At 70.1% G+C, this 26,141-nt stretch carries 23 protein-coding genes and 1 riboswitch; of the genes, 10 read left to right on the forward strand and 13 right to left on the reverse strand.

Annotation, left to right across the window (positions count from 1 at the left end; translation table 11 throughout):
• Window positions 1-11 precede the first annotated feature (11 nt).
• On the reverse strand, window positions 12-1,106 hold the full coding sequence (locus NE857_RS30670; RefSeq protein ID WP_254418755.1) for a zeta toxin family protein: 1,095 nt from the start codon (window positions 1,104-1,106) through the stop codon (window positions 12-14).
• A gap of 135 nt (window positions 1,107-1,241) precedes the next feature.
• On the opposite strand from NE857_RS30670, the gene NE857_RS30675 reads away from it, so the two are divergent.
• The gene (locus NE857_RS30675; RefSeq protein ID WP_254418756.1) at window positions 1,242-1,679 is read left to right on the forward strand and encodes an NUDIX hydrolase; all 438 of its coding nucleotides are present in this window, start codon (window positions 1,242-1,244) and stop codon (window positions 1,677-1,679) included.
• Here the strand turns inward: NE857_RS30675 and NE857_RS30680 are convergent.
• On the reverse strand, window positions 1,676-2,560 hold the full coding sequence (locus tag NE857_RS30680) for a CPBP family intramembrane glutamic endopeptidase (RefSeq protein ID WP_254418757.1): 885 nt from the start codon (window positions 2,558-2,560) through the stop codon (window positions 1,676-1,678). The two genes, NE857_RS30675 and NE857_RS30680, sit on opposite strands and share 4 nt — an antisense overlap.
• Window positions 2,561-2,738: 178 nt before the next feature.
• Here NE857_RS30680 and NE857_RS30685 point away from each other — a divergent pair, with 178 nt between their 5' ends.
• Together NE857_RS30685 and NE857_RS30690 are read left to right on the forward strand one after the other, a co-directional pair.
• Complete coding sequence (locus tag NE857_RS30685) at window positions 2,739-4,466, forward strand: ABC transporter transmembrane domain-containing protein (protein ID WP_254418758.1); 1,728 nt, start codon at window positions 2,739-2,741, stop codon at window positions 4,464-4,466.
• Window positions 4,463-6,304, forward strand: a complete 1,842-nt coding sequence (locus NE857_RS30690) for an ABC transporter ATP-binding protein (protein WP_254418759.1) — start codon at window positions 4,463-4,465, stop codon at window positions 6,302-6,304. Before NE857_RS30685 ends, NE857_RS30690 begins: the two co-directional genes overlap by 4 nt.
• A 36-nt stretch (window positions 6,305-6,340) precedes the next feature.
• Here NE857_RS30690 and NE857_RS30695 read toward each other — a convergent pair whose 3' ends face one another.
• The gene (locus NE857_RS30695; RefSeq protein WP_254422156.1) at window positions 6,341-6,943 is read right to left on the reverse strand and encodes a Uma2 family endonuclease; all 603 of its coding nucleotides are present in this window, start codon (window positions 6,941-6,943) and stop codon (window positions 6,341-6,343) included.
• 138 nt (window positions 6,944-7,081) lie between these two features.
• Here NE857_RS30695 and NE857_RS30700 point away from each other — a divergent pair, with 138 nt between their 5' ends.
• The 3 genes from NE857_RS30700 (at window position 7,082) to zwf (ending at window position 9,990) form a co-directional block, all read left to right on the forward strand.
• Window positions 7,082-7,837 carry an SAM-dependent methyltransferase gene (locus NE857_RS30700; RefSeq protein ID WP_254418760.1) on the forward strand — a complete coding sequence of 252 codons (756 nt, stop codon included), beginning with the start codon at window positions 7,082-7,084 and terminating at the stop codon, window positions 7,835-7,837.
• Window positions 7,838-7,932: 95 nt separating this feature from the next.
• Window positions 7,933-8,406 carry an NUDIX hydrolase gene (locus NE857_RS30705; RefSeq protein ID WP_254418761.1) on the forward strand — a complete coding sequence of 158 codons (474 nt, stop codon included), beginning with the start codon at window positions 7,933-7,935 and terminating at the stop codon, window positions 8,404-8,406.
• A 156-nt stretch (window positions 8,407-8,562) separates the two neighbouring features.
• On the forward strand, window positions 8,563-9,990 hold the full coding sequence (zwf, locus tag NE857_RS30710) for a glucose-6-phosphate dehydrogenase (RefSeq protein ID WP_254418762.1): 1,428 nt from the start codon (window positions 8,563-8,565) through the stop codon (window positions 9,988-9,990).
• A gap of 121 nt (window positions 9,991-10,111) precedes the next feature.
• Here the strand turns inward: zwf and groL are convergent, their stop codons facing one another.
• The 6 genes from groL to thrC form a co-directional block, all read right to left on the reverse strand.
• The gene (gene groL / locus NE857_RS30715; protein ID WP_017582774.1) at window positions 10,112-11,743 is read right to left on the reverse strand and encodes a chaperonin GroEL; all 1,632 of its coding nucleotides are present in this window, start codon (window positions 11,741-11,743) and stop codon (window positions 10,112-10,114) included.
• Between the two features lie 345 nt (window positions 11,744-12,088).
• Entirely contained in the window at window positions 12,089-12,904 is an 816-nt protein-coding gene (locus tag NE857_RS30720; protein ID WP_184366468.1) for an ABC transporter permease, read from the reverse strand.
• Window positions 12,901-13,872, reverse strand: a complete 972-nt coding sequence (locus tag NE857_RS30725) for an ATP-binding cassette domain-containing protein (RefSeq protein ID WP_254418763.1) — start codon at window positions 13,870-13,872, stop codon at window positions 12,901-12,903. Before NE857_RS30725 ends, NE857_RS30720 begins: the two co-directional genes overlap by 4 nt.
• A gap of 97 nt (window positions 13,873-13,969) precedes the next feature.
• Complete coding sequence (locus NE857_RS30730; protein ID WP_184366470.1) at window positions 13,970-14,554, reverse strand: PadR family transcriptional regulator; 585 nt, start codon at window positions 14,552-14,554, stop codon at window positions 13,970-13,972.
• Window positions 14,555-14,664: 110 nt separating this feature from the next.
• The gene (locus NE857_RS30735; protein WP_184366471.1) at window positions 14,665-14,943 is read right to left on the reverse strand and encodes a ubiquitin-like small modifier protein 1; all 279 of its coding nucleotides are present in this window, start codon (window positions 14,941-14,943) and stop codon (window positions 14,665-14,667) included.
• Window positions 14,944-15,004: 61 nt separating this feature from the next.
• The gene (gene thrC, locus NE857_RS30740) at window positions 15,005-16,264 is read right to left on the reverse strand and encodes a threonine synthase (protein ID WP_254418764.1); all 1,260 of its coding nucleotides are present in this window, start codon (window positions 16,262-16,264) and stop codon (window positions 15,005-15,007) included.
• 13 nt (window positions 16,265-16,277) lie between these two features.
• Window positions 16,278-16,419, reverse strand: a riboswitch (SAM riboswitch).
• 283 nt (window positions 16,420-16,702) lie between these two features.
• Between thrC and NE857_RS30745 the strand changes: the two genes are divergently transcribed.
• On the forward strand, window positions 16,703-18,139 hold the full coding sequence (locus NE857_RS30745) for an alpha,alpha-trehalose-phosphate synthase (UDP-forming) (RefSeq protein ID WP_254418765.1): 1,437 nt from the start codon (window positions 16,703-16,705) through the stop codon (window positions 18,137-18,139).
• A 140-nt stretch (window positions 18,140-18,279) separates the two neighbouring features.
• Here the strand turns inward: NE857_RS30745 and NE857_RS30750 are convergent, their stop codons facing one another.
• Together NE857_RS30750 and NE857_RS30755 are read right to left on the reverse strand one after the other, a co-directional pair.
• Complete coding sequence (locus NE857_RS30750) at window positions 18,280-18,885, reverse strand: GrpB family protein (RefSeq protein ID WP_254418766.1); 606 nt, start codon at window positions 18,883-18,885, stop codon at window positions 18,280-18,282.
• A gap of 402 nt (window positions 18,886-19,287) precedes the next feature.
• Complete coding sequence (locus NE857_RS30755; protein WP_254418767.1) at window positions 19,288-20,457, reverse strand: S8 family serine peptidase; 1,170 nt, start codon at window positions 20,455-20,457, stop codon at window positions 19,288-19,290.
• A 230-nt stretch (window positions 20,458-20,687) separates the two neighbouring features.
• Here NE857_RS30755 and NE857_RS30760 point away from each other — a divergent pair, with 230 nt between their 5' ends.
• Window positions 20,688-20,972 carry a DUF3263 domain-containing protein gene (locus NE857_RS30760; protein ID WP_017582782.1) on the forward strand — a complete coding sequence of 95 codons (285 nt, stop codon included), beginning with the start codon at window positions 20,688-20,690 and terminating at the stop codon, window positions 20,970-20,972.
• Between the two features lie 235 nt (window positions 20,973-21,207).
• On the forward strand, window positions 21,208-22,059 hold the full coding sequence (otsB, locus tag NE857_RS30765) for a trehalose-phosphatase (protein WP_254418768.1): 852 nt from the start codon (window positions 21,208-21,210) through the stop codon (window positions 22,057-22,059).
• Here the strand turns inward: otsB and NE857_RS30770 are convergent.
• Complete coding sequence (locus NE857_RS30770; RefSeq protein WP_254418769.1) at window positions 22,022-23,059, reverse strand: serine hydrolase domain-containing protein; 1,038 nt, start codon at window positions 23,057-23,059, stop codon at window positions 22,022-22,024. The two genes, otsB and NE857_RS30770, sit on opposite strands and share 38 nt — an antisense overlap.
• Window positions 23,060-23,230: 171 nt before the next feature.
• Here NE857_RS30770 and argJ point away from each other — a divergent pair, with 171 nt between their 5' ends.
• On the forward strand, window positions 23,231-24,391 hold the full coding sequence (gene argJ / locus NE857_RS30775; RefSeq protein WP_254418770.1) for a bifunctional glutamate N-acetyltransferase/amino-acid acetyltransferase ArgJ: 1,161 nt from the start codon (window positions 23,231-23,233) through the stop codon (window positions 24,389-24,391).
• Window positions 24,392-24,476: 85 nt separating this feature from the next.
• Here the strand turns inward: argJ and NE857_RS30780 are convergent, their stop codons facing one another.
• Window positions 24,477-26,054 (reverse strand): DHA2 family efflux MFS transporter permease subunit, encoded by a 1,578-nt coding sequence (locus NE857_RS30780; protein WP_254418771.1) that lies wholly within the window; start codon window positions 26,052-26,054, stop codon window positions 24,477-24,479.
• Window positions 26,055-26,141 lie beyond the last annotated feature (87 nt).

Here is a 26,141-nt window from a genome sequence, read left to right on the forward strand (position 1 = left end):
GGGGAGCGATCCTAGGGAGTGTCCTCCGAGCGCCAGAGCTCGCGTCGGCCCCTTTCGGCCTCCAGCGCGATCCGGCCGAACGGTTCGGTCCGCCACTCGCCGTCCCGCTGGTGGTTGGCGTAGAGAACCTCGCCCTCCCGGGAGAGCACGTACACCGAGTCCGCCAGGTGGTGGGTCTCCAGGAACTCGACCGTGTTCGGTACGCCCAGGTAGAAGCGGTCGTGGTGGATCTCCGGCAGATAGCGGCCGAACCCCTGGTCGCGGGTGGCGCGCTCGTGGCGGTCGAAGATCGAGAAACGGCTGTTCGACGTGTGCGTGGCCACGAAGGCCACCTCCACCCGGTACCCGGCCTCCTTGAAGCCCAGGACCCAGGAGGCCGCCCAGTCCGCGCGGCCCAGCGGATGGCTGCACACCGCGTCGTAGCGACCCTGCCGCACGTGCTCCATGGCCAGCCCGTGCAAGCCGCCGACCTGCTTGGACACCGCGGTGGAGGCGGCCCGGTCGTCCGCGGTCATGGACCATTCGTAGTCGGGGGACAGACGCAGCAGGTCGTCGCCGTCGTAACTGACCGTCCCCTCGGGCAGGACCGGCAGGACCAGCCGCTGGAGGGTGGACTTACCGGAACCGGGCTGGCCGCCGAAGAGCAGCAGTCGGGGCTGTTCGCGCGGGATGCCGGTGAGCCGGTCGCGCAGCGCCAGACCGAACAGCGAGTTCAGGTCGGCCTCGGAGAGCTCGCGCCCCAGGTCCTGCGGGCCGGCCCCGGCGGGAGGACGCACCGGGTCGGCACGGAGTTCGTCGATGATCCCGGGCAGCGCGCCGTTGGCCCGGGCGATGTCGTCGGGGGTGAGGTAGGGCAGTCGCGCCTCCTCGACCAGCAGGAGGGCGGCGCGCTCCAGCAGCGACGGGTCCTTGTCCCGGCGGGCCAGGCAGGCGCCGATCGCGGCACTGTAGAGGTTGTAGGCGCGTTCGCGGGCCTCACGCTGTTCGGCGGTCTGCGGCGGGATGCCACCGCTGGAGCTCTCCGCGAGAAGGGGCCGGACCCCTGCGCCGGTGCTCTCGGCAGAGGGGTCGGGGCCCAGGCCCGGTTCGGTTCCGGAGGATGTCATGTTCGTCCGCTCTCGCCGTGGCCCGGCCGGGGGCGCTGGGCCGTACGTGTACGCAACCGGTCGACAGAAGGCTAGTAGCTCGGATCACTGACGGTCAGCGGTTCGCGTCGGTGCGGTGCGGCCTAAAGTGGCCACATGTCACCGAACCCTTCGCCTGCGCCTTCCCCTTCCTCCCCCGCCGTGATCGAGGCCCTCGCCTGGGTCCACGTGCACGAGGGCCGCCTGTTGTGTGTGCGCCCCGAGGGCAAGGACCGGTTGTACATCCCCGGCGGCAAGCGCGAGCCGGGCGAGAGCGACGAACAGGCGGTGGCCCGCGAGACCCTGGAAGAGGTCAGCGTGGTGCTGCGCCCGGGGACCTTCCACCAGGTCGCGGTGATCGACCAGGAAGCGCACGGACAGGCCCCGGGCACCCGGGTGCGGCTGCTCTGCTACGGCGCCGAGCACGACGGGGAGATCGTGCCGGACAACGAGATCCTGGAGACCGCGTGGATCTCCTACGCCGAACGCGAGCGGTGCGCCCCGGCGATCCAGGACCTGGTCGAGCTCCTGCACGACCAGGGCGAGCTGCCCTAGCCCTCCACCGGGTCCGGAACCCTTCCTGACCAGATACCGGTGTCGCGAACGAACATCATGGTGACGGTCAGTCCGAGCACGAACGGGAGCAGGAAGACGGTACCCATGACCGTATCCAGGCCGTCCACCTCGAACAGGACCCAGGTCAGCAGTGCCTGCGCCGCGACCTGGAATGCAAGGTGGAATCCCACGCAGGCCCAGACGTTCCCGGTGACCAGACGGATACCCCCGAGCACCAGTCCCATTCCGAAGAACAGCGGCAGGCGCTCGGCCAGCACCTCCCACCCGTTGCCGAACACCCACAGACCCGTCCCCCACAGGGTGAACAGCACCGCCTGGGCCACCACGGCCAACCAGGCGGACAACGCGGTGCTGAGGTTGCGGAAGAGGTATCCCCGGAAGATCAGCTCCTCCGGAACCGCCTCGTAGAGCAGTACCAGGAGTGTCAGTACCAACAGGGAGAGCACGATCTGAGCCGCGGGGGCACTCGGCGTGACCGAGGCGCCCAGGACAAGAGCGATCCCCAGACCCAGCGCGGCGGGCAGCAGCCACGAGAGAGCACCGACAAGAAACGGCCAGCAGGCCTCGCAGGGCCCGGTCAGCCCAAGCCCGCTCCACGGCCGCCGGTCCAGGTACCGGCGAGCCGCCCAGACCATCGGCACCGCCAGGGCGAAGGCCACCAGGGCGTTCATCCAGTGGGTGAGGTCGCCACCGCCGCCGGGCTCCACGGGCAAAAGGTCGTTGAGCAGTGACAGCGAGGACCAGATCAGCACGGCCCCCGCCATGACGGCGGCGATCCTCAAGAAGAGGTTGGGCCGAACGGGGCCGTCGGGTCGGTCGGGTCGGTCGTCTCGAAGGGGGTCATCGGAGGGTCCATCCATGCCGGCACCCTCTCCCAGACGCCGCCCGTCCGCATCGGGGAACACCCTGAACCCTCCCCGGGCTTTCGCCGGACACCGCCTTCAGCGTCGTCAGGCCACTTTTTCTCGGCCCTTCCGGACGCAGGCCCTGGGAAAAGCAGTGGTCTCCTTCGGTTTCCCTGGTTAGAGTCCCGGAACTGTGCGTGTACTTCCCCAGCCTCCGGGCACCCCCGACCACCGTTCGGCCAACCGCTACCTACTCTGGCTCGCCCGCCAGGAGTGGCGCTCCCTGCTGTGGGCGTCGCTGATCACCTCGGTCTACTTCCTGTGCACGATCCTGGTGTCCTACCTACTCGGCACCGCGCTGGACTCCGGGCTGGCCGGCGGCGGACTCGGCACCCTGCTGTACTGGTCCGGGCTGATCACGCTGTGCGCCCTGCTGGCCGCGGCCATGGTGCCCCTGTACGAGCGGTCGAGCGCCTTCAACTGGTACTCAGCCGCCTACCGCACGATCCAGCTGATCACCCGGCGCTCCTCCCGGCTGGGACCGACCCTCACCAGGCGCCTGCCCACAGGTGAGGTCGTGGCGGTCGGCACCGACGACATCGACCGAGTCGGCACCTTCTACGAACGCTCCGACCTGATGATCTCCTCGGTGGTCTCGGTCCTGGCGGTCGGCTTCCTCATGCTGACCTCGCACCTCACCTTCGGGCTGATCGTGCTGGTGGCGGTACCCCTGATCGTCGTCGGTATGGTCCCGCTGCTACGACCGCTCAACCGCCGTACACACACGCACCGGGACCGGCAGGCCGACCTCACCACCAGGGCCACCGACCTGGTCGCCGGGCTACGAGTGCTGCGAGGTGTGGGCGGCGAGCGTTCGGTGGGCGGCCGCTACCAGGCCGAGTCCCAGCGCGTACGCGCCGCCGGAGTCAGGGTCGGCTGGATGGACGCCGCCCTAGAGGCCGTCCGCACCCTCTACCCTGGACTGCTCCTGGTGGGGATCGTCTGGTACGGCGCCCGGCTGGCACTGGTCGGCGAGATCACCGTGGGCCAGTTGGTCGCCTTCTACGGCTACACCGGTTCCCTGGCCACGGCGGTGCGCTTCTTCATGCTCTTCGCCTCCGACCTCGTGACCGCCCGGGTCGCGGCCACCCGTGTGGTGCGGGTGCTGGCTCTGGAGCACGACCTGCCCGAGCCCGGGGTCCCGGCCCAGGCCCCGGCGGGCACGTACAACCTGCACGATCCCACCAGCGGGGTCAGCCTCACCCGCGGAAGGTTCACCGGTGTGGTCTGCGCCGACCAGGCCGACGTGACCCCACTCGTCCAACGGTTGGGCCGGTACCGGGACGGCGGCGCCGAGCTGACCGGTGCCGACTCCCAACGCGTCGCCCTGCGCGACCTGCCCCTCGCGGAGGTCCGCCGCCGCATCCTGGTCGCGGGCCACGACGCCCACCTGTTCTCGGGGCGGCTGCGCGAGGAGCTCGACCCCGACGGCTCCGCCACCGACGAACATCTCACCGCGATGGTCCGCACCGCCGCGGCCGAGGACGTGCTCGCTCAGTCGCCCGAGGGTCTCGATGCGGAACTCACCGAACGTGGCCGCGAGTACTCAGGCGGCCAACAGCAGCGGCTCCGTCTCGCCCGCGCCCTGCTCAGGGATCCCGATGTGCTGATCCTCGTGGAACCCACCTCCGCGGTGGACGCCCACTCGGAGGCGGCCGTCGCCGAGCGACTCGCCGGAGCGCGCCCCGACCGCGCCACCGGTGTGGTGACCACCAGCCCGCTGCTGTTGGACCGCACCGACCACGTCCAGTTCGTCGTGCAGGGCCGGGTGGTGGCCGAGGGCTCCCACCGGGACCTGCTCCGCACGGACGCCTACGCCGCCACCGTCCTGCGCACGTCGGTGGAGGAGGAGAAGGTATGACCCAGACCGCCAGACGCCACCCCTCGGCGGGGACCGACGGAGATCCCGCCCCCGTGCCGGACGGGCCGCCCACCGCCCCGATCGAGTCGACCGCGCTCCCGGTGGCCCCGGCCCCCGTGGTGTGGCGACGGCTGCGCCGCGCGAGCCGGGACCACGGTCCGCTGCTGTTCGGGGTGGTGGCGCTGTTCGCGCTGGCCACGGCCGCGGCGCTGGTCGCCCCATGGATGCTCGGGATGATCGTCGACGCCGTCCGTGAGGGGGCGTCACCCGGGCGCGTGGACGTCATGGCCCTGGTCATCGTGGCGGCTCTGCTCGTCAACGCCGCCCTCCTGCTGGGGGCGGTGGCCCAGTCGATCCGGTTCGGAGAGGGGCTGCTGGCGGAGCTGCGCGAGGAGTTCGTGCGCTCCGTCCTGCGGCTGCCCCTGGGCACGGTGGAGCGCGCGGGCACCGGCGACCTGGTGTCCCGGACCGGGCGCGACATCAACTCGCTCAGCATGATGGTGCGCCAGTCCCTGCCGGTGATCGCCACCGGCCTGGCGACCGTGCTGGTCATCCTGGTGGCGCAGGCCTTCCTGCACCCCGCGCTCCTGCTCGCGTGGGCGCCGTCGGCCCTGATCATCTGGTTCACCACGCGCTGGTACGCGCGGCGCGCGCCCGACGGATACCTCGCCGAGATGGGCACGTACTCGCAGCTCACCCAGGGCGTGTCCGACACCGTGGAGGGTGCGCACACCCTGGAGGCATTGGGCCGCCAGGAGTGGCAGGACCTGCGCACCGACGCCGACGTGCACCGCTCCTACCTGGCTGAGCGGTACACGCTCTGGTTGCGGAGCGTGTGGTATCCGCCGCTGGAGTTCTCGTACCTGTTCGCCTCGGCGACGACGTTCCTGGTCGCGGGGGTCCTGTACCACCAGGGCGAGCTGTCCCTGGGGCAGATCGCCACAGCGGTCTTCCTGACCGTGCAGATGTCCAAGCCGCTGGACCACATGATCGACCAGGTCGACAACGTGATGGTGGGCTTCACCGCCCTGCGACGGCTCCTGGGGATCCAACTGACCGACGAGGGCACCCGCCCCGGAGCCGAGCCCGAGCCCTGTGAGCCGGGCACCGTGGAGATCCACGGGGTGCGCTTCGGCTACACCCCCGGCACCGAGGTACTGCACGGGGTGGACCTGGACCTGCGGCCCGGCGAACGGCTGGCGGTGGTGGGTCCCAGCGGCGCGGGCAAGTCCACCCTCGGCAAGCTCCTGGCCGGGGTGTACCCGCCCGGCGCGGGCACCATCCGGATCGGCGGCGTGGACCTGCGCACCCTCTCCCCCGAGGAACGCCGGGAGCGGGTGATCCTGCTCAGCCAGGAGAGCCACGTCTTCCGGGGCACCCTCGCCGAGAACCTGGCTCTGGCCCTGGACGAGAGCGACACGGACCGCGAACGCCTGTGGCGAGCCCTGGAAGCAGTGGGCGCCGACACCTGGGTGCGCTCCCTGCCGGACGGCCTGGACACCAGGGTCGGTTCGGGTCAGGAACCGCTGGACCCGGCCCGCGTGCAACAGCTGGCCCTGGCCCGGGTCGTGTTGGCAAACCCCCAGGTCCTGGTCCTGGACGAAGCCACCTCGATGATCGATCCCCGTTCCGCCCGCAGCCTGGAGAGCTCACTCGCCGGTGTCCTCGAAGACCGCACCGTGGTGGCGATCGCGCACCGCCTCTACACCGCCCACGACGCCGACCGCGTCGCGGTGGTCGACGGCGGCGGCATCACCGACCTGGGCACCCACGAGGAACTCCTCACCCGGGGAGGTTCCTACGCCCGCCTCTGGCAGACCTGGCACGGCGGCAACTGATCCCGCAGTCCCGCATCAGGGCCGGACCGGTGGCGCTCAGGAACGCCACTCGTCCGGCCCGGGGAACCGGGAGGTGTCGATCTCCAGGTCGAAGGGCTCAGGCAGGCGGATCTTGTCCCCGAAGTCCACCGTGGTGGCCTGGTTGTAGCGGCCGTTGCCCGGCTGCTCGTACAGGGTGACGGAGGGACCGTTCTCGTCCCAGGCGTCGACCAGGAGGTACAGGGGAACCGGACCGTGCGCGTAGCCCCAGAGCTTCTTCTTACGGTCGGTGTCCATACTGCTCCTGGACACGATCTCCACCGCGAGCTCGGCTTCGTCCGCAGGACAGGGTGTCCGAGCGGGATCGAGGACCACGGACTCCGGCATGACCACCAGGTCCGGTACGTACAGCCGCTCAATGGACGGAAGCTGGATTCCCAGTGTCTGATAGACATCCCAGTCATCCGGCAGCACCCTGTTCAGCGCTCGGGTAATGCGCACCGCGATGAAGTTGCGGGGGTCAGATGGGGGCGCCACGAGCACGACTCCGTCGTCATCGACGATCTCAGCCCGCCAGCCGTCGGGCACGTCCAGGTTCTTCCAAGTGCCCAGGACGTAGTCCCATCGCGACTTGCCCGTCGCCGGAGCGGTCTCCGTCATCGTCAGACTCATCTCCCTCGCACCTCCGGACAGGAACCTAGCGACTCACGCACCCGTCCATCCGACGCTTCGCAGAATAACTCTGTCCTCCTGAAAAATCAGTGGACCGGCGGGGCTGGGTGAGGTCATCCTGCTCGGATGACGACACCCGAGATTCCCCCCATGTACCGCGACCTCGACTTCAACGGCCCGCTCTCCGATGAGCGGGCCGTTCGGCTGATCCGCTCGCTCGGCCCGTTGGAGGGCCGCCACGTCGTGGACGTCGGCTGCGGCTGGGCCGAGCTGCTGCTGCGCACGCTCGCCGCCGAACCCGACGCGACCGGGTTCGGGATCGACCTCGACGAGGCCAACATCCGGCACGGCCAGGACAACGCGAAGGAGCGCGGGCTGGCCGACCGGGTCGAACTGGTGGCCGGAGACGCCGGAGCGTGGAAGGGCCGACCCGCGGACGTGGTGTTCAACGTGGGTTCCGCTCATGTGTGGGGCGGTGATCCCGTGGTGCACACCGCGAACGCCCTGGAGGCCCTGGCGGACCTGACCAAGCCCGGTGGTCGGGCGCTGTTCGGGGAGTGCTTCTGGAAGCGGCCGCCCACGGACGCGGAGATGGCGGCGATGGAGGTCGTCCCCCGCGACCAGTACCGTTCGCTGCCCGAGCTCGTGGACTTCGCGCTCTCCCACGGCTTCCGGCTCTACGCGGTGGAGGAGGTGACCGTGGACGAGTGGGACGTCATGGAGAACGGGAACGCCAAGGGCTGGGAGGACTGGCTCCTGGAAAACCCGGACGATCCCGGAGCTGACGAGATCCGCGCCCGCGCGGACGGGCACCGGCGCTTCCGCCTGCACGGCGCCAGGGAGATCATGGGATTCGCCTACCTGACCCTGATCCGGGTCTGAGGCCGGAAAACAGTGCCCGGTTCCGGTTCTCCACCGGGGCCGGGCGCCCCGCCCCACCGGCCCTGGGAGGCCCCGCCGGTCGGTACTGTCGCCGCATGCGCTTCTCGGAACCCAAGGACGAAAAGGAACTGATCGCTCTGGCCCGCGCCGAGGGGATCGAACGTTTCTCGGCGGGGGCGATCGTCCACCGGAACGGCGGGGGAGAGATCCTGCTGCTGCGCCGCAGGGACGACGACACCTCCTTCCCCGGTGCGGAGTCCCTCCCCTCCGGAGGGGTGGATCCCGGAGAGGGACTGCTCGAAGGACTCGCCCGGGAGCTGCGCGAGGAGATCGGCCGAGCACCTGGGACGCTTCCCCTGGACCCCTTCGCGACCTGGTTCGACTACGTGTCCCGTAGCGGGATCCGCAAGCGGCAGTTCACCTTCGCGGTCCCCCACGACGGAACGCCGGTGGTGCTCTCCGAGGAGCACACGGACTTCCGCTGGGTCCCCGCCCACCGGTTCGGCGAGAGCGACCTCACCCCGCAGGTGAAGGCCGCCGTCCGGGAGTGGGTCGACCTCGTCAGCTGACCCCATCCTCCGTCCCCGCCCCTGAGCCCTTCCCCCCCCCCCGGCCACCCTTTCTTGGTCCGCCCTTGGGCGCGGCAGCGGCCCGGGCCGGGTAGGCCCGCCAACGTGCGCGGAACCTCCGGACGTCCGCGCGGCGGCCAGCGACGAGGGGACACCATGACCACAGGGCCCAATGCCGACACCCTGGTGATCTTCGGGATCACCGGCGACCTCGCGAAGAAGTACCTCATGCCCGCGCTCTACCACCTGGCGGCAAAGGACGAGCTGCGCACCCTGATCCTGGGGGTGGCCAGGTCCGACTGGGACACCGAAACCCTGCGCCAGCGGACCCGGGATGCGGTCGCCGAACACCTGGCCCAGACCTCCTCAGAGCACGGGGCCGAGGTCGACGAGTCGGTTCTGCGCGGGCTGACCGAGCGGATGACCATGGTGACGGGCGACCTCAACGATCCCCAGACCTACGCCGCCATCGCCGACACGCTGCCCCCGGATTCCTTCACCGCCCACTACCTGGCGGTCCCGCCCGCCCTGTTCACCACGGTCGCCCAGGCCCTGACCAAGGCCGGGCTCAACCGGGACTCGCGGCTGATCCTGGAGAAGCCCTTCGGCCATGACCTCGCCTCGGCCCGCGAACTCCACCGGGAGCTCCTGGACTGCTTCCCCACGGAGAGCCTCTACCTGGTCGACCACTTCCTGGGCGAGGAGCCCGTCCGCGGACTGCCGGTGACGCGTTTCGGCAACACCCTGGTGGAGCCCGTGTGGAACCGAGCGTTCGTGGACAACGTGCAGATCACCATGGCCGAGGACTTCGGGGTGGACGACCGGGGCTCCTTCTACGACGCCGCCGGGGCGGTGCGGGACGTGTTCCAGAACCACCTGCTCCAGCTGTTCGCCCTGCTCACCATGGACGCCCCGGTGTCAACCGAACCCTCGGAGGTCAAGGACGAGAAGCTGCGCCTGCTGCGCGCCGTGCGCACCATCGAGCCGACCGACATCGTGCGGGGCCGCTACCACGGCTACCTCGACACGGAGGGGGTCCGGCCCGGCTCCACCACGGAGACCTTCTTCGCGCTTCGTATGCGGGTGAACAACCCTCGCTGGGCGGGAGTGCCGTTCTACGTGCGCTCGGGCAAGAACATGCCGCTCACGTCGTGGGAGGTGGTGGCCGAACTCAAACGCCCCGCGGTCGACCTGTACCCGGGCCCGGCCAACCTCATCCGGTTCCGGCTGGAGCCGTCGGTGGGGCTCGCCTTCGAGATGCAGCTGAACGAGCCGGGGGCGGAGAGCGGCTCCGCGGCACGGCTCGTACTCGGCGCGGACGTGGAAGACCAGCTCGGCCAGGGACACGAGGCCTACGAGCACGTGCTGCGCGGGGCTGTGGCCGGCGCCCCGGGGCAGTTCGTGCGCTTCGACGTGGTGGAGGAGTCCTGGCGGATCGTCGACCCGGTGATCGATCTGACGACCGAACCCGAACCCTATGCGCGCGGCTCCTACGGGCCGGAACCCGCGCAGACGCTCCCGGGAGCCGGGGGTTGGCATCCGTTGGCCGACGCGGTCCGGCCGGGCGGCGTTTCCGAGCTCTGACTCCTGGCCGTGCCTTCACGGCACAAGGCCTCCATGACACAAGCGAAACCGGGCGGCCCCGCGAGGGGACCGCCCGGCTGTCGCGGGCGAGGTCGCGTATCCGGACCTCAGACGCCTTGGACTAGAAGTCCATGCCGCCCATGCCACCGGTCGGGTCGCCGGCCGGGGCCGACGCCTTCTCCGGCTTGTCGGCGATGACGGCCTCGGTGGTCAGGAACAGACCAGCGATGGACGACGCGTTCAGCAGAGCGGAACGGGTGACCTTGGTCGGGTCGATGACGCCGTCCTTGAACAGGTCGGTGTACTCGCCGGTGGCGGCGTTGAGGCCGAAACCGGGCTCCAGGTTCTTGACCCGGTCCGCCACGACGCCGCCCTCGAGGCCGGCGTTGGCAGCGATCTGCTTGAGCGGCTCGCCGATGGCGCGACGAACGATGTCGGCACCGATGGCCTCGTCGCCCTCGAGCTCCAGCTTCGCGAACGCGGGGACGCTGGCCTGCAGCAGCGCGACGCCACCGCCGGGCAGGATGCCCTCCTCGACCGCGGCCTTGGCGTTGCGGACGGCGTCCTCGATGCGGTGCTTGCGCTCCTTGAGCTCCACCTCGGTGGCGGCACCGGCCTTGATGACGGCCACGCCGCCGGCCAGACGCGCGAGGCGCTCCTGGAGCTTCTCGCGGTCGTAGTCGGAGTCGGTGCGCTCGATCTCGTTGCGGATCTCGTTCACGCGACCGGCGATGGCGGTGGCGTCACCGGCACCGTCGACGATGGTGGTCTCGTCCTTGGTGACGACGACCTTGCGGGCGCGGCCCAGCAGCTCGAGCTCGGTGTTCTCGAGCTTGAGGCCGACCTCCTCGGTGATGACCTGGCCGCCGGTCAGCACGGCGATGTCGCCGAGCTGGGCCTTGCGGCGGTCACCGAAGCCCGGAGCCTTGACGGCGACGGACTTGAAGGTGCCGCGGATCTTGTTGACCACGAGGGTCTGCAGGGCGCCGTCGGCGACGTCCTCGGCGATGACCATCAGCGGACGGCCGGACTGCAGGACCTTCTCGACAACGGGCAGGAACTCGTTGTTGTTGGAGATCTTGGAGTTGACGATGAGGATGTAGGGGTCCTCGAGGACCGTCTCCATGCGCTCAAGGTCGGTGGCGAAGTAGGGCGAGATGTAGCCCTTGTCGAAGCGCATGCCCTCGGCGAGCTCCAGCTCGAGCCCGAAGGTCTGCCCCTCCTCGACGGTGATGACGCCTTCCTTGCCGACCTTGTCCATCGCCTCGGCGATGGTCTCACCGATCTGGGTGTCACCGGCGGAGATGGAGGCGGTGGAGGCGATCTGCTCCTTGGTCTCGACGTCCTTGGAGAGGTTGCCGAGCTCCTCGTTGATGCGGGCCACAGCGGCCTCGATGCCGCGCTTGAGGCCGATCGGGTTGGCGCCGGCGGCGACGTTGCGCAGCCCCTCGCGTACGAGGGCCTGGGCCAGGACGGTGGCGGTGGTCGTACCGTCACCGGCGACGTCGTCCGTCTTCTTGGCGACCTCCTTGACCAGCTCGGCCCCGATCTTCTCCCACGGGTCCTCGAGCTCGATCTCCTTGGCGATGGAGACACCGTCGTTGGTGATCGTGGGGGCGCCCCACTTCTTCTCCAGGACGACGTTGCGGCCCTTCGGGCCGAGCGTGACCTTGACGGCGTCAGCGAGCTGGTTCATACCACGCTCGAGGCCGCGACGGGCCTCCTCGTCGAACGCGATCAGTTTTGCTGCCATTGAGTTCTAGTCCTCCCGTGACCGGGGTGATACGCGATGGGACGAGGCGTGCGCCCGCGACGGACGACCGCGTTCTCCCCGGCAACCCTGCTGCCGGAGGCCCGTGGTCTCGCAGCCTCGATCCGGTTAGCACTCGGCAAAGGTGAGTGCTAACCACTCCCTTTTTTAGCACTCGCCCATGGAGAGTGCAAACGATGTGGTCACGATTTACACACCCCGGGGAACGCCTTCCACCTGCGCGAACATCCCGCCAAGTCATGCTTTGAGCGTTCGGCGAACAGTAGGCGAACCCCGGGGTGACGTGCCCGGACGCTCCTCAGAACCCCCTTCGGGCACTCGGGAGCGTCAGGTGTTCAGGCGCCGCATGGAACGCGCGCCCACCACCAGGGCCACGAGGGTCATCCCGACCGCCATCACCCAGCCGAGCAGGACCGTCCCGTCCCAGACCCCGCCGCCGAACAGCACGCGCGCGGCGTCCACCACGTGCGCGACCGGATTGAACCGCGACAGCGCGTACAGCCAGCCCGGGGCCAACTCCATCGGCAGCAGCACACCCGAGAGCAGCATCAGCGGCATCATCACGGTCTGGATGATCGGCGCGAACACGTAGGTGTGCTTGGCGATCATCGCGGCCAGGTACGACAGCGTGGCCAGCCCGACCCCGAGCACGGCCAGCAGCGCGAACCCCGCGAGGGCCCCCGGCGCGGTGGTCCGGAAACCGAACGGCAGCACCAGCACGAGGATCAGCAGCATCTGCGCCAGAACGATCACCAGGTCGCGCAGAACCCAGCCGAGCAGCAGCGCCACCCGGCTGGCGGGGGTGGCCAGCATCCGCTCGTACGCCCCCGAGGCCATCTCCGGCAACAGCCCGAACCCGGCGAACCCGGCGGTGAACAGGGACAGCATCACGAACAGGCCGGGCACGAACCACTGCCACGGATTCTCGCCCTCGGCCCCGGCCAGCCCGGTGAGCAGCGGCGCGAACAGCACCAGGTACAGCAGCGGCTGGAGCATTCCGAAGACGATCATGAACGGCCGGTGCGGGACCGGGCGCATCTGCCGGGCGAACACGGTTCCGGTGTCGCGCAACATCCCGGAGAGCCCTCCGGCGGTCCGCACGGAGGCGGCGGGGTCGGTTTCGCGGCGGTCGACGGCGGTCACTGGTCCTCCTCGCGCAGGCTGCGGCCGGTCAGAGTCAGGAACACGTCGTCCAGGGTGGGCCGCTGCACCTGGACGGCGCTCAGGTCGAGGTCGGCCGCGTCGAGCGCGCGGAGCAGCTCCGGCAGGACGGCGTCGCCGCGCGGCACCCGGAAACGCACCTCGTGGTGGGCCCCGCCGCCGTCGAGGGCCTCGACCCCGCCGTCGGGTGCGAGCCGTTCGGCCACCTCGGCGGCGCCCCTGGCCTGGACCTGATCGGCGAAGGTGAGGCTGACCAGGTCTCCGAAGACCCGGCCCTTGAGTTCGTCGGGGGTGCCGTCGGCGATCACCAGGCCGTGGTCGATGACCAGGACCCGCTCGGCGGCGGAGTCGGCCTCGTCCAGGTAGTGGGTGGTGAGTACGACCGTCGTCCCGAACTCCGCCCGCAGCCGTGCGACGTGCTCCCACAGGTTGGCCCGGCTGTGCGGGTCCAGGCCCGCGGAGGGCTCGTCGAGGAAGAGCAGTCCGGGTCGGTGGACCAGTCCCATGGCGATGTCGAGCCTGCGCTGCTGCCCCCCGGAGAGCGTGCTGACCTCGCGTCCGGAGGCGGGCGCGAGGTCGAGCATCTCCAGCAGGTCGTCACCGCGGCGACGCGCGGTGCGCCTGTCCAGCCCGTAGAGGAGGCCCTGGGTGTAGAGCTCGTCGCGGACCCGCTGTTCCTCCCCGGCTCCGTGTCCCTGCCCGACGAACCCGATCCGGCGCCGTACCTCGGCGGGTTCGGTGCGAACGTCGCGCCCGGCGACGGCGGCCGTCCCGGATGTGGGATCGAGGAGGGTGGTGAGCATGCGCAGGGTGGTGGATTTTCCAGCGCCGTTGGGTCCGAGCAGCGCGACCTGTTCTCCCTCGGACACGTCGATGTCGACACCGCGCACGGCCTCGACGGTCTCCTTGCCGACCCGGAAGTGCCGGGTCAGCTCTCGTGTGTGGATCATCGATCCCTCCGTATTAAAACTTGAATACAGGGATCAGCGTGCACCACCGCACGGAGATATTCAAGTTTTAATACATGACTGAGGGCCAGACCGGGAGTCAGACCGGAGGCAGACCGAAGGCTTGAGGGCTGTCATCGGCCATGACGTACTCCCCCGCCTCCAGGGAGGCGATCAGCTGCCGGGTCCAGTCAGCACCGGCGTCGACCGTGTAGTGCCACAGCCGGAAGAGCTCGCGCACGTGGGCGGGTTTGCCCCACTCCGCTTCGGTGGCGTCGATCGCCGACACGACCTCGGTGTCGCTCTTCTCCAGGACGGCGAGCCGCTCCTTCAGGAGTTCGATCACCTCGGCGCGCGGCAGGCAGGGCATGAGGGTGACCCCCGCGCACAACAGCGCGTGGTCGTCACCGCCGTGGCTCAGAGCGCCGCGCAACAGACGGAGGAAGTCGGCCTCCCCCTCATCGGTGATCTCGTAGGAGGTACGTTCGGTGACCTCCCCCTCGGCCACGAACTCACGGAGTTTCCCCTGTTCGGAGAGCTTGCGCAGCGCGTGGTAGATCGAGCCCCACTTCACGTTGGCCCACTCCTCGGCGCCCCAGTCCATGAGCTCACGACCTACCCGGTACCCGTGCGCCTGCCCGTGGACGCGCACCACCCCGAGTACCAACAACCGCGTCGCCGACATCGCCACCCTCGTCCCGGAAGAATCTCCCTCCCAGGTTACGAGGCCCGCGGACAGCGCGAGGGGCGGGCACCGACGGCACCCGCCCCGCAGGGTTCACATCAGCGGCCCGATCAGCAGCCCCCGGCCACCGCGGGGATGATCGAGACCTGCTGGCCGTCCTTGACCTCGGTCTGCAGGCCCTTCTCGAAGCGGACGTCCTCGTCGCCGACGTAGACGTTCACGAAACGGCGGACCTTGCCGCTTTCATCGAGGATGCGAGCCCGGATACCCGGGTGGTTGGCCTCGAGGTCGTCGAGGACCTCGGCGAGGGTGGCCCCCTCGGCGGTGACCTCGGAGGCGTCGTTGGTGTAGGTGCGCAGGATGGTGGGCACGCGGACGCTGGCGCTCATGGTGTTCGTGTCTCCTGGGATGTGGCCGCGGCGGGTGGCCGCGGGAAGGACGCGGGCGGGATCAGGCCAGGCCCTCGGCCTTGAAGGCGGCCAGGGACGGCTTGATCGTGGCGGTCACGCCCGAGTCGACGGCGTTGAGGGTCTTGAGCCCGTCACCGGTGTTGACGATGACCGTCTCGGCCTCGGGGTCGAGCTTGCCCTCGCGGACCAGCTTGCGCAGGACGCCGGTGGTCACCCCGCCCGCGGTCTCGGCGAAGATGCCCTCGGTGCGGGCCAGCAGCTTGATGGCGTCGACGATCTCGTCGTCCCCGACGTGCTCGACGGAACCGCCGGTGCGGGTGGCGATGTCCAGCACGTACGGGCCGTCCGCCGGGTTGCCGATCGCCAGGGACTTGGCGATGGTGTCCGGCTTGACCGGCTGGATCACGTCGTGGCCGTTCTCCCAGGCCTTGGCGACCGGGGAGCAGCCGGTGGCCTGCGCGCCGAAGACCTTGTAGGGGCGGTCCTCGACCAGGCCGACCTTGACGAGCTCCTGGAAGCCCTTGTCGATCTTGGTGAGCTGGGAGCCGGAGGCGATCGGGATGACGATCTGCTCGGGCAGGCGCCAGCCGAGCTGCTCGGCGATCTCGTAGGCCAGCGTCTTGGAGCCCTCGGCGTAGTAGGGCCGCAGGTTGACGTTGGTGAAGCCCCAGCTCTCGCCGGCCTCGTCCCCGATGAGCTCGGAGCAGAAGCGGTTGACGTCGTCGTAGTTGCCGTCGATGGCGACGACCTTGCCGCCGTACACGGCGGCCATGACGACCTTGCCCTCCTCCAACCCGGCCGGGATGAACACGCACGAGTCGAACCCGGCCCGCGCGGCGGCCGCGCCCACGGCACCGGCGAGGTTGCCGGTGGAGGAGCAGGACAGGGTGGTGAAGCCGAAGGTGCGGGCGGCCTCGACGGCGATCGCGACCACGCGGTCCTTGAAGGAGTGCGTGGGGTTGGCCGAGTCGTCCTTGACGTGCAGGGACCTCAGGCCGAGTTCGGCGGCGAGGCGGTCGGCCCTGACCAGCGGGGTCAGGCCCGGGTTCATGTTCGGCAGGTCGGCCACGTTGGTGGGGACCGGCAGGAGGGAGCGGTAGCGCCAGATGTTCTTGGGGCCGCTCTCGATCTGCTCGCGGGTCACGTCGCCGAAGTCGTAGGCGACCTCAAGGGGGCCGAAACAGAACTGGCAGGCGAAGATCGGTGAGAGTTCGTAGCGCTCGCCGCACTCGCGACAGGAGAGGGCGGTTCCGGGACCGAAGGCGCGGACAGCGGTGGGTTCAGTGGCGGTAATCGCCATAGCGAGGCGTCTCCCCTCATCTTCCCTGGTGGCCACCTTGACCCCAGGCCGGAGTTGGCACCTGCCTCGACGGGTTCGCGGTGATCGCGATTCCACATGTCGAGATGGTTGCCGGGGCTTCGCAGGGCCGGTCCCTCCACCCCTCTGGATGAGCAATATGAAGTTGTCGCGTGCCCACTTGGGGCCCGCACCGTCACTGTAACGGACGTGTTGACCGGTTTTCCACGCCGGGTGACCTGGATTACACAAAACCGCTCAAATAATGAGACGCCATGAGACAGCGCAGGTCGAAGCGGCCCCGCCGCACGCGCGGTGTTTCGCTGGTGTGACGGTCTCCACGACTGACCTCGCGAGGGTTTGGGACCGCCCCCCGAAGGCGAGACCTAGGAGAAGTGCGCGACCCCTTCCCATCCTTGCTCTTCCCGAGAGGACGACCACGTGGACAAGGCCCAGATCCTCATCGCCTCCAACAGGGGCCCGGTCTCCTTCTCCACCGCCGACGACGGCTCCCTGGCGCACCGCCGCGGCGGTGGCGGCCTGGTGTCGGGGATGATCTCCGTCGCCACCGAGATCGACAGCCTCTGGGTGTGCGCCGCCCTGTCCGACGCGGACCGGCGGGCCGCCGCCGAGGCGCCCGGAGCCCGACTGGACAGCACCCACGACCTCGACGGCATGCGTGTCCACATGTTGGACATTCCTGAGACGACTTTCGCGGGTGCCTACACCGGGGTGGCCAACTCGACCCTGTGGTTCGTGCAGCACATGATGTACGACACCCCGAACAAGCCCTCCTTCGGCTCGGAGTTCCGCGGGCTCTGGGAGGACTACACCGCCTACAACAACGCCTTCGCCGAAGCCATCGTGGGCGGGGCCGCCGACAACGCCCGCGTGGCCGTGCAGGACTACCACCTGGCTCTGGTGCCGCGCATCCTGCGGGCCCGCCGCCCCGACCTGCGGATCGCGCACTTCTCGCACACCCCGTGGGCGCCGCCGGAGTACTTCCGGATGCTGCCCACCCAGGTCGCCCGGGAGCTGTTGGAGGGCATGCTCGGCGCGGACCGGCTGGGCTTCCTGAGCCCGCGCTGGGCCGACGCCTTCCTGCGCTGCTGCGCGGAGATCCTGCGCGCCGACGTCGACCTCGAACGCCGCACCGTGGAACACGGGGGCCGGATCGTCGAGGTGGGCGTCCACGCCCTGGGCGCGGACGGGGACGGTCTCCGGGAGAGCGCCTCGGAGCCCGCCGTGGCCGAGCGCAGGAGCACGCTGCGCGAGGCGGTGGGCGACACCAGGCTGATCGTCCGGGTGGACCGCACCGAGCTGTCCAAGAACATCGTGCGCGGCCTGGAGGCGTACCGGGAACTGCTGCGGGCGCATCCGGAGTGGCGGGGGCGGGTCACCCACCTGGCGTTCGCCTACCCGAGCCGGGGCGACGTGCCCGAGTACCAGGAGTACACGGAGTCGGTGCTGCGGACCGCCAAGGAGATCAACGAGGAGTTCTCGACCCCCGAGTGGACGCCGCTGGTCCTGGAGGTCAACGACGACTACCCGCGCTCGCTGGCCTCGTTCCAGATGGCGGACGTGCTGCTGGTCAACCCCATCCGGGACGGGATGAACCTGGTCGCCAAGGAGGGCCCGGTGCTCTCCGAGCACGACTCCGTGCTGGTGCTCTCCCGCGAGGCGGGCGCCGCCGACGAGCTGGGTGAGGACGCGCTGCTGGTCAACCCCTACGACACCGTGGAGACCGCGGAGGCGCTGCACCAGGCGCTGTCGATGCCCGAGCCGGAGCGCCGCAAGCGGCGGGAGCGGTTGGCGGAGGCGGCGGTGGCGCTGCCGCCGCGCCGCTGGTTCCAGGACCAGCTGCGTTCGTTGGGGTAGCGCCCGGGAAGGCGACTCGGGAAGACAGCTCAGAAAAGGCAGGGGCCCGGGTCAGGGGTGGCTGGACCCAGGCGTGACGCGGGGGCGTGTCCGGTGGCGGACACGCCCTCTCGCCGCGTCCCTCATCGGAAGGTCCCGGGTCAGCTGTCCTGGGTGTTCCCCTTGCGCCAGACCTCCGCTTCGGCGAGGAGGTCCCTGACGATGCCGGTCTTGGCGTCGGCGTAGTCCTGGATCTTCTCCCAGGTGCGTTCGGACAGCTCGCGTTTGACCGCCGTGTAGCGCTCCCTGGCCCCCGCGTCCGCGGTGAGGTAGTCGCGGAACAACCGCATGCGGTCGATCTCCTCGCACCCCTGGCCGAACACGTGCAGGTTGAGGTTGATGCTGGGCCCCTTGAGGACCCGGTGCTCGTACCAGTCGGGCTCCCGGATGACCAGGGTGTACCCGGCCTCCTCGAGGTCGGGCAGGTAGGCGGGCTCGTCCGCGGGGTCGGCGACCACCAGGAGCAGGTCGACGCAGGGTTTGGCGGGCAGGCCGGGCACCGAGGTGGAGCCGACGTGGTCCAGGGCCAGGACCCGGTCGCCGAGGGCGCCGCGGATCCGGCCGTCCTCCTGCCGGAACAGGTAGGGCCACTTGGGATCGGGCTCGGAGATGTGCACGCGTCCGTTGACCAGGTTGCGTGACTGGGGGCCGGGTTCGACCCGCTTTTCTCCTCGCGAGGGCAGAGAGGGTGTTTCGAGGGACGACATTCCACAAAGCCTTGTCGCCCGGAGTGCCCTCGTCAAGACCCACGGCGTGCCTTACATATGCACGCGCACATCCGCCATGACACCCCGTTGACCAGGGGTGACAGTGCGCGACAGCCAGTGGTCGGCCTGGCCACCGCTAAGTCTTCGGCCCGGCCCCGCAGGCCGGGAGAGGACGTTGTCCGCAGGCGGGAAGACCCCCTGGCTCCGTCTCCCCCAGCGGTCTGATGCCGGTAGCGGGGGACCTTCCGTTCCCGCCCGCCTCCGGCCCGCCTCCTGCTGGCCACAACCCCCGTGGCAGCCCCGCCCACGCAGGAGCGCGCCCGGCCTGGGCAGGCTCGGGCGCGCCACGGGATCGGTTCGGTGCCCGGATCGGCGCCTGGTCCGGTCCTTCTCCTTCTCGCGTTACTTCTTGCGGCGGCGGCCGCCCTTCTTGCGCCGCGAAGGACGCTCCTCGGCCTTGGCCTGTTCGGCGCGCTCGGCCGCCAGCTGCTCCTCTTCCTCACGGCGCTCGGCCGCCACGCCGTAGGGGTCCTTGGTGGTCCGGCGCACCCACAGCACCAGCACGAGCACGATGATCACCAGCACCACGCCCACCAGCGCGAACCAGATCCACACCGGGACGGCCGGGGAGTCCTCCTCCACCAGGTCCTCGTCGATGAGCGGGATGTCCTGCGCCTCGCCCGAGGACTGGGCGACCGCGGAGGGCAGGTGCAGGGACGGCAGCCCCTCGGCCCCCTGCTGGGAGCCCTGGAGCAGGGCGCTCCGGATCTGTTCCGGGTTGAGCTGCGGGTACTCGGCGCTCAGGATCGCGGCCGCCCCCGCGGCGACCGCGGCGGCGTAGGGGGTCCCGGTCACCTGGATCTGGCCCTGGTCCTCGCCCGCCGTGTACAGGTCGGCGCCGGGTGCGAGGAGGTCGATCGACGAAGCCTCGGGCGAGTCCGGGACGAGCTCCCCGTCCTCGTCCGTGCCGCCCACCGCGAGGACGTTCAGGTCCTCCTCACCGCCGGCCGGGGCGACGACCACGGTCCCGCTGCGCGCGGCCGAAGCGGTGGCTTCCAACTGATCCTCGTCGTCGGCGACCTCTTCCGGCAGCAGGACGACCTGGGCGCCCGCGTCCACCGCGTATTCGATGGCCCCGGCGAGGTCGTCGCCACCCGGCAGGACCAGCAGCTTGGCGAGCGGAACGACGCCCAGGACCCCGCCGTCCGCGTCCATGCCGTGGCCGTGTCCGGCAACCAGCGCACCGGCGGCTGTGCCCTGCTCGGTGTCGTTGCCGTTCCCGCCGAACTCGGTGTCGACCTCGACGTTGTCGCGCAGGTCAGGGTGGTTCTCGTCGATGTCGACCCCGAGCAGGGCCACGGTGATGCCTTGGCCCTGGGTCGACTCCCAGGCCTCCTGCGCACCGATGGATTCCAGGGCCCACTGCTCCGGCCGGAAGTCGGGGATGTCCTCCTGGTCGGCGACGGCTGGAACCGCCGTCAGCCCCAGTACGGTGAGCGCCGCGCAGGCCCCCGCCGCGACGCCCAGCACGTGGCGTTTGTGTCTCCTGTTACGGCTGTTGCCCCCGAGCACGTCAGGCTCCCTCGAACGTTGCGGTCAGCGCTGCACCGGGCCCTCCCCGGACTCTCGCGATTCTTTCACGTGCACAGGATCCAGGCTTGGACAAGTAGCCTGAGGGGTAGGAAAGGTAACTGTATCCCCGGTGCCAGTCCTGGGTTTTCCGCTCCTCATCCGGCATGTCGAGTCGCTAGCATGAGTCGCGCCGATCCGGACAAACCAATTACCCGTCCAGGGGGTGTCCCATGCCGAATATCGGTCCGTCCGAAGACGGCCAGTCGGCCCTCGCCGAACGCGAACAGCGCATCCTCGCCTTCGAACGCCAGTGGTGGAAGTTCGAGGGCTCCAAGGAACAGGCGATCCGTGACGAGTTCGGGTTCTCCGCGACCCGTTACTACCAACTACTCAACGGCCTGGTGGAGCGTCCCGAGGCGCTCGCCTTCGATCCCATGACAGTCAAACGTCTGCGCCGCCTGCGCGCCGACCGCCGACGCCAACGCAACGCGCGCCAACTGGGCATTCACCTCTGACCCGCGTTCCGCGAACCGTATTCCCCGAACCGCGTTCCCCGCCCCTGGACCAGTTGCGGCATCAGGTGCGACAGCCGGTGTGACAGTAGGTGTGACAGCAGGGAAGATCCCCGGACACACCCGCCCCGCACCGCCCCGCACCTCCCGGCGCCGCGCGTGCGTCTTCCGGCCGGACCCGCACGCGCGGCCTTCCTACCGACAGCAGCTTTCCCACCGACTGCGACAAGGTCCTCGCATGCCCTCGCCCCAAGCCCACGGCCTGCCCGAACCGACCACCCGGGCCGGCCGCGCCGCGCTCGAAGCACTGCTCACCGACCCCGCCGAGGCGCTGACCGCCTTCGACTTCGACGGCACCCTGGCGCCCATCGTCGCCGACCCGCTCACCTCCGCCCCTCATCCGGGGATCGTGGCCGCGCTGGCCGAGCTCTCGACCCTGGTGGGCACCGTCGCGGTGATCACCGGTCGGGCCGCGGCCACCGCGGTGCGCCTCGGCGGGCTGGACCGGGTGCCCGGCATCGTCGTGCTCGGCCACTACGGTGCCGAGCGCTGGGCCGAGGGCCGGGTGATCGCCGCCGACCCACCGCCCGGCGTGGCCCTGGTCCGGGCCGAACTCCCCGCCCTGGTGGACGCCTCGGGCGCGCCGGAGGGCACGTGGATCGAGGACAAGGGGCGTTCGCTGGCCGTGCACACGCGCCGCGCGGACGACCCCGACCGCGCGCTGGAGCTGCTGGCCGCTCCCCTGGCGGAGCTGGCGAAGCGCGCCGATCTGCGGCTGGAGCCCGGTCGCATGGTGATCGAACTCCGTCCACAGGGTGTGGACAAGGGCGCCGCCCTCACCTCCCTGGTGGAGGAGAGGACGGCCCAGCGCGTCCTCTACGCCGGTGACGACCTGGGCGACCTGCCCGCCTTCGCGGCGGTGGCCGCGCTGCGCGGGCGGGGTGTCCCCGGTCTGACGGTGTGCTCGTCCTCCGACGAGGTGACCGAGGTCGCCGACGCCGCGGACCTGGTCGTCCCCGGCCCCGCCGGGCTGGCCGAACTGCTCGGTCGGCTCACGGAGAGGATTCGTGTTCGTGGGCCTGGGGCGTGAGCGCCGAACGCGCGGCCGAGCGCAGGTCCACCAGACCGGTGCGGTCGCGCCCGTAGTGCACGGCGTTGGTGAGCACACCCACGTACCGGCCGCTCTCCGGGTGCATGAACAGGCTCGTCCCGGTGAACCCGTTGTGGTAGACCACGCCCTCCGGGGTGACCAGCCAGGCCAGCCCTCTCGACAGCCGCGCGCCCGCGTCCACCTGCGGTGACCAGCTCTCCCGCACGAACGACGCCGGGATGATCCCGGTACCGCCGTCGTACAGGCGCAGCATCTCCCGGGCGTAGGCGCCGAGGTCGATGGCGGTGCTGAACACCCCGGCGTGTCCGGCCACACCGCCCATCAGCGCGGCCGCCTCGTCGTGCACCACACCCCAGGAGGGCCCGGCGCCGACCAGCCGCCGCTCGGTCGGCGCCACGCCGGGCGACCTCGCCAGCGGACCGTAGGTGGTGGAACGCATACCCAGTTCGGCCCAGAGGTCGTCGGCGAGCCGGTCCAGCGTGTTGCCGTACAACCGTTCCAGGAGCAGGCCCAGCAGGATGAACCCGCGGTCGATGTACTGGTAGCCGGGTTCCTCCAGCGGGTCGGCCAGGATCGCCTCGGCCAGGTCCTGGTCCGTGCCCACGTACCGTTCCATCCAGGTCACCTGGTTGAGCCGGCTCGTGTGCGTGAGGATCTGCCGGGTCGTCACCCAGGCCCCCGGAAGGTCCTCACCCGGAAAGTATTCGGACATCGGGGCGTTCAGGTCCAGAACCCCCTCGGCGACCGCGCGCCCGACCAGCGGCCAGGTCGCCATCACCTTGGTCAGGCTCGCCACGTCGTAGGACACGTCCGGGGCCGTGTCGTGCTCGTCGTCGATCCGCCCCACCGCGACGAACTCCCACATGCCGCCGGTACCGACCACCGCGGCCCCGCCCGGCAGCCAGTCCGCGTCCACCATCAACTTCAGGACTCCGCGGATCCGCGCTCCCGTCTCCGTGAGCCAGTCACCATCACGCACAACACGCCTCCCCCCGAGCGGTCTCCCCTTCTCGGCGGATACCCCGTTCGCTCGGGCTTGTCACACCCGCGCCGTCTCCGAACAGTACGAAACCCCCGCAGGCCGTGGCCGTAACCAGGGGCGTCGGGCGTGGCGAAGTAGGCTTGCGCCCACGAAGTTCCGAGGAGGACGATGAGCAACAAGACCCCCGTTCCCGCCGGTTTCGTCGGCGTGGCCGGCAACATCGGGATCAAGGACCCCCAGGACGACTTCTTCGCGGTGGTCTCCCAGGCCCCCGCGGTGGTCTCCGCCGTGTTCACCCTGTCCCGGTTCGCCGGGCCCAGCGTCCGCCTCAGCCGGGAGGCCGCCGCCGACGGACACGCGCGCGGCGTCACGGTGATCGCCCGCAACGCCAACGTGGCGACCGGCCAGATCGGCACCGCCGACGCCCGCGAGGTCCAGGAGGGCGTGGCCCGCGCCGCCGGGGTCGACCCCGACGACATCCTGATCGCCTCCACCGGGGTCATCGGCCGCCCCTACCCGATGGACAGGGTCCGCTCCTACCTGGCGGACCTTCCGACCGAATTCCCGCCGGCCGACCTGGACCGCTCCGCCGCGGCCATGATGACCACCGACACCCACCCCAAGATCGCCACCGCGAAGGTGGGCGAGGCGACCCTCACCGGCATCGCCAAGGGCGTCGGCATGATCGAGCCGAACATGGCGACCATGCTGACCTGGTTCTTCACCGACGCCGAACTGGAGCAACCGGTCCTGGACGAGGTGTTCCGCCGGGTGGTGGACCGGACCTTCAACGCCCTGAGCATCGACACCGACACCTCCACCAGCGACTCCGCGGCGATCCTCGCCAACGGCCTGGCCGGGCCGGTCGACGTCGGCGAGTTCGAGGCAGCGCTGCACGAGGTGGCGCTCAAGCTGGTCCGGATGATCGCCTCCGACGGCGAGGGCGCGGGCAAGCTCATCGAGGTGCGGGTCACCGGGGCGCGCGACGACGCCCAGGCCAAGCGGATCGGTAAGGCCGTGGTGAACTCGCCACTGGTCAAGACAGCCGTGCACGGCGCCGACCCGAACTGGGGCCGGGTGGCGATGGCGGTGGGCAAGTGCTCGGACGAGACCGACGTGTTCCCGGAGAACGCGCGGATCGTGTTCGGTGACGTGGAGACCTTCCCGACCGAGGCGACCGACGAGACGCTGGAGCGCGCCGCCCAGCACATGAAGGGCGACGAGGTGGTGATCAGCGTCGACCTGGGCATCGCCGACGGTGAGTTCACGGTCTACGGCTGCGACCTGACCGAGGGCTACATCAGGATCAACGCCGACTACACGACCTGAGTTCTGACTATGTATGCCTGAAGGCCCTGGTGGGCGTACCACCAGGGCCTTCGTGTGTTCCTGTCCCGGGTTAGAGGTGCACAGGTCAGACGTGCACGGCGGGGCCGTCGGTCATCCGGCCCGACTTCATGAACAGGGACAGCCCGGCCGCCACCAGCATCACCGCGGCGGCGATCCCGAAGGCCAGCTGCAGGCCGTCCAGGAAGGCGAGGTTGCTCGCCTGGGTGATCGCGGCGGTGGTCACCGCGTCAGCGCCCTCGGGCAGGACCGCCCCGCCCTGGGCGACGGTGCCCTGCATGGAGGACAGCTCTCCGGCGGAGGGTTCGGCCAGACCGGCGGCCGCGTAGTGGGCGGGCAGGGTGGAGATGATGGTCGCGGACATGACCGCGCCCAGCACCGCCGTGCCCAGCGAACCGCCGAGCTGCATGGCGGCCTGCTGGACAGCCGAGGCGACCCCGGCGAAGCGCACCGGGGCGTTGCCGATGATCGCGGCGGTGGCGCCGGTCATCACCAGGCTCAGGCCCACGCCCAGCAGCACGAACGCGGCCGAGATGTACGCGACGCCGGTGTCCGCCGCCAGCCGGGACAGCAGGAACATACCGGCGGAGGCGGACAGCAGTCCGATGGTGGTGGGGAGCTTCGCGCCGACCCGGTCCAGGACGCGTCCGGCGATCGGTGAGGTGATCGCCATCATCGCGGTCATGGAGATGAGCTGGAGCCCGGTCTGGGCGGGGCTCATCCCGCGCACGCCCTGGAGGTAGAAGGTGATGAAGAACAGCGAGCCCATCAGGCCCAGGGCCATCGCCACCGTCAGCACCACACCGATGGACACCGACGGGTGCGCGAACAGGCCGAGCGGGATGAGCGGCTGTTCGGGCTTGCGCTCCCACAGCACGAAGGCGATGCCGAAGAGCACCGCGGCGCCGAGGGAGACCAGGGTGACGGGGTGGGCCCAGCCGATGCTCGGAGCCTCGACGAGCGCCCACACCAGGGCGAAGATCGCGACGCTGATCAGCACGATGCCGGGCAGGTCCATCCGGCTTCCGGCGTCGGTGGGCCGGTTGGCGGCGATCAGCCACACCGCCAGGCCCAGCGCGACGGCGCCGACCGGGACGTTGATGTAGAACACGGCCTCCCAGCTGAACGCGCCCACGAGGACCCCGCCCAGGATCGGGCCGCCCGCCGTGGCCGCGCCGATCAGGCTGCCGAAGACGCCAAAGGCCCGGCCCAGCTTGCTGGGAGGGAAGCTGGCGCGCAGCAGACCCATGGCGGAGGGGAGCAGCAGCGCCCCGAAAACCCCTTGGACGATCCGGAAGGCGATGAGCATGATGACACCGGACGACAGTGCGATCGCCACCGAGGAGAGCACGAAGCCGACCACGCCCACCAGGTAGGTGTTCCGGTAGCCGAACCGGTCGCCGAGCTTGCCCGCCGTGATCAGGAAGACCGCGAGTCCGAGCAGGTAGCCGTGGGTGACCCACTGGAGTTCGGCCAGCGAGGCGCCGAGGCTGGCGCCGATCGCGGGGTTGGCCACCGCGACGATGGTGCCGTCGAGGGCGACCATCATGACGCCGAAGGCGATGGCGACGAGGGTGGCCCAGGGACTCTCGGTGAAGCGCACGCGCCCGTGATCGGGTGGTGCCGCTGCGGTCTGCGTGGTCATGGTGCCCCCGGGTGCTCGTTACCTTCCCGGCGAGATTATGGCAGCCGCTGACACTTTGCAATGTCTGCTTTTTGTCAGTGACTGACA

The sequence above is a fragment of the Nocardiopsis exhalans genome (assembly GCF_024134545.1).
Lineage (GTDB): Bacteria > Actinomycetota > Actinomycetes > Streptosporangiales > Streptosporangiaceae > Nocardiopsis > Nocardiopsis exhalans.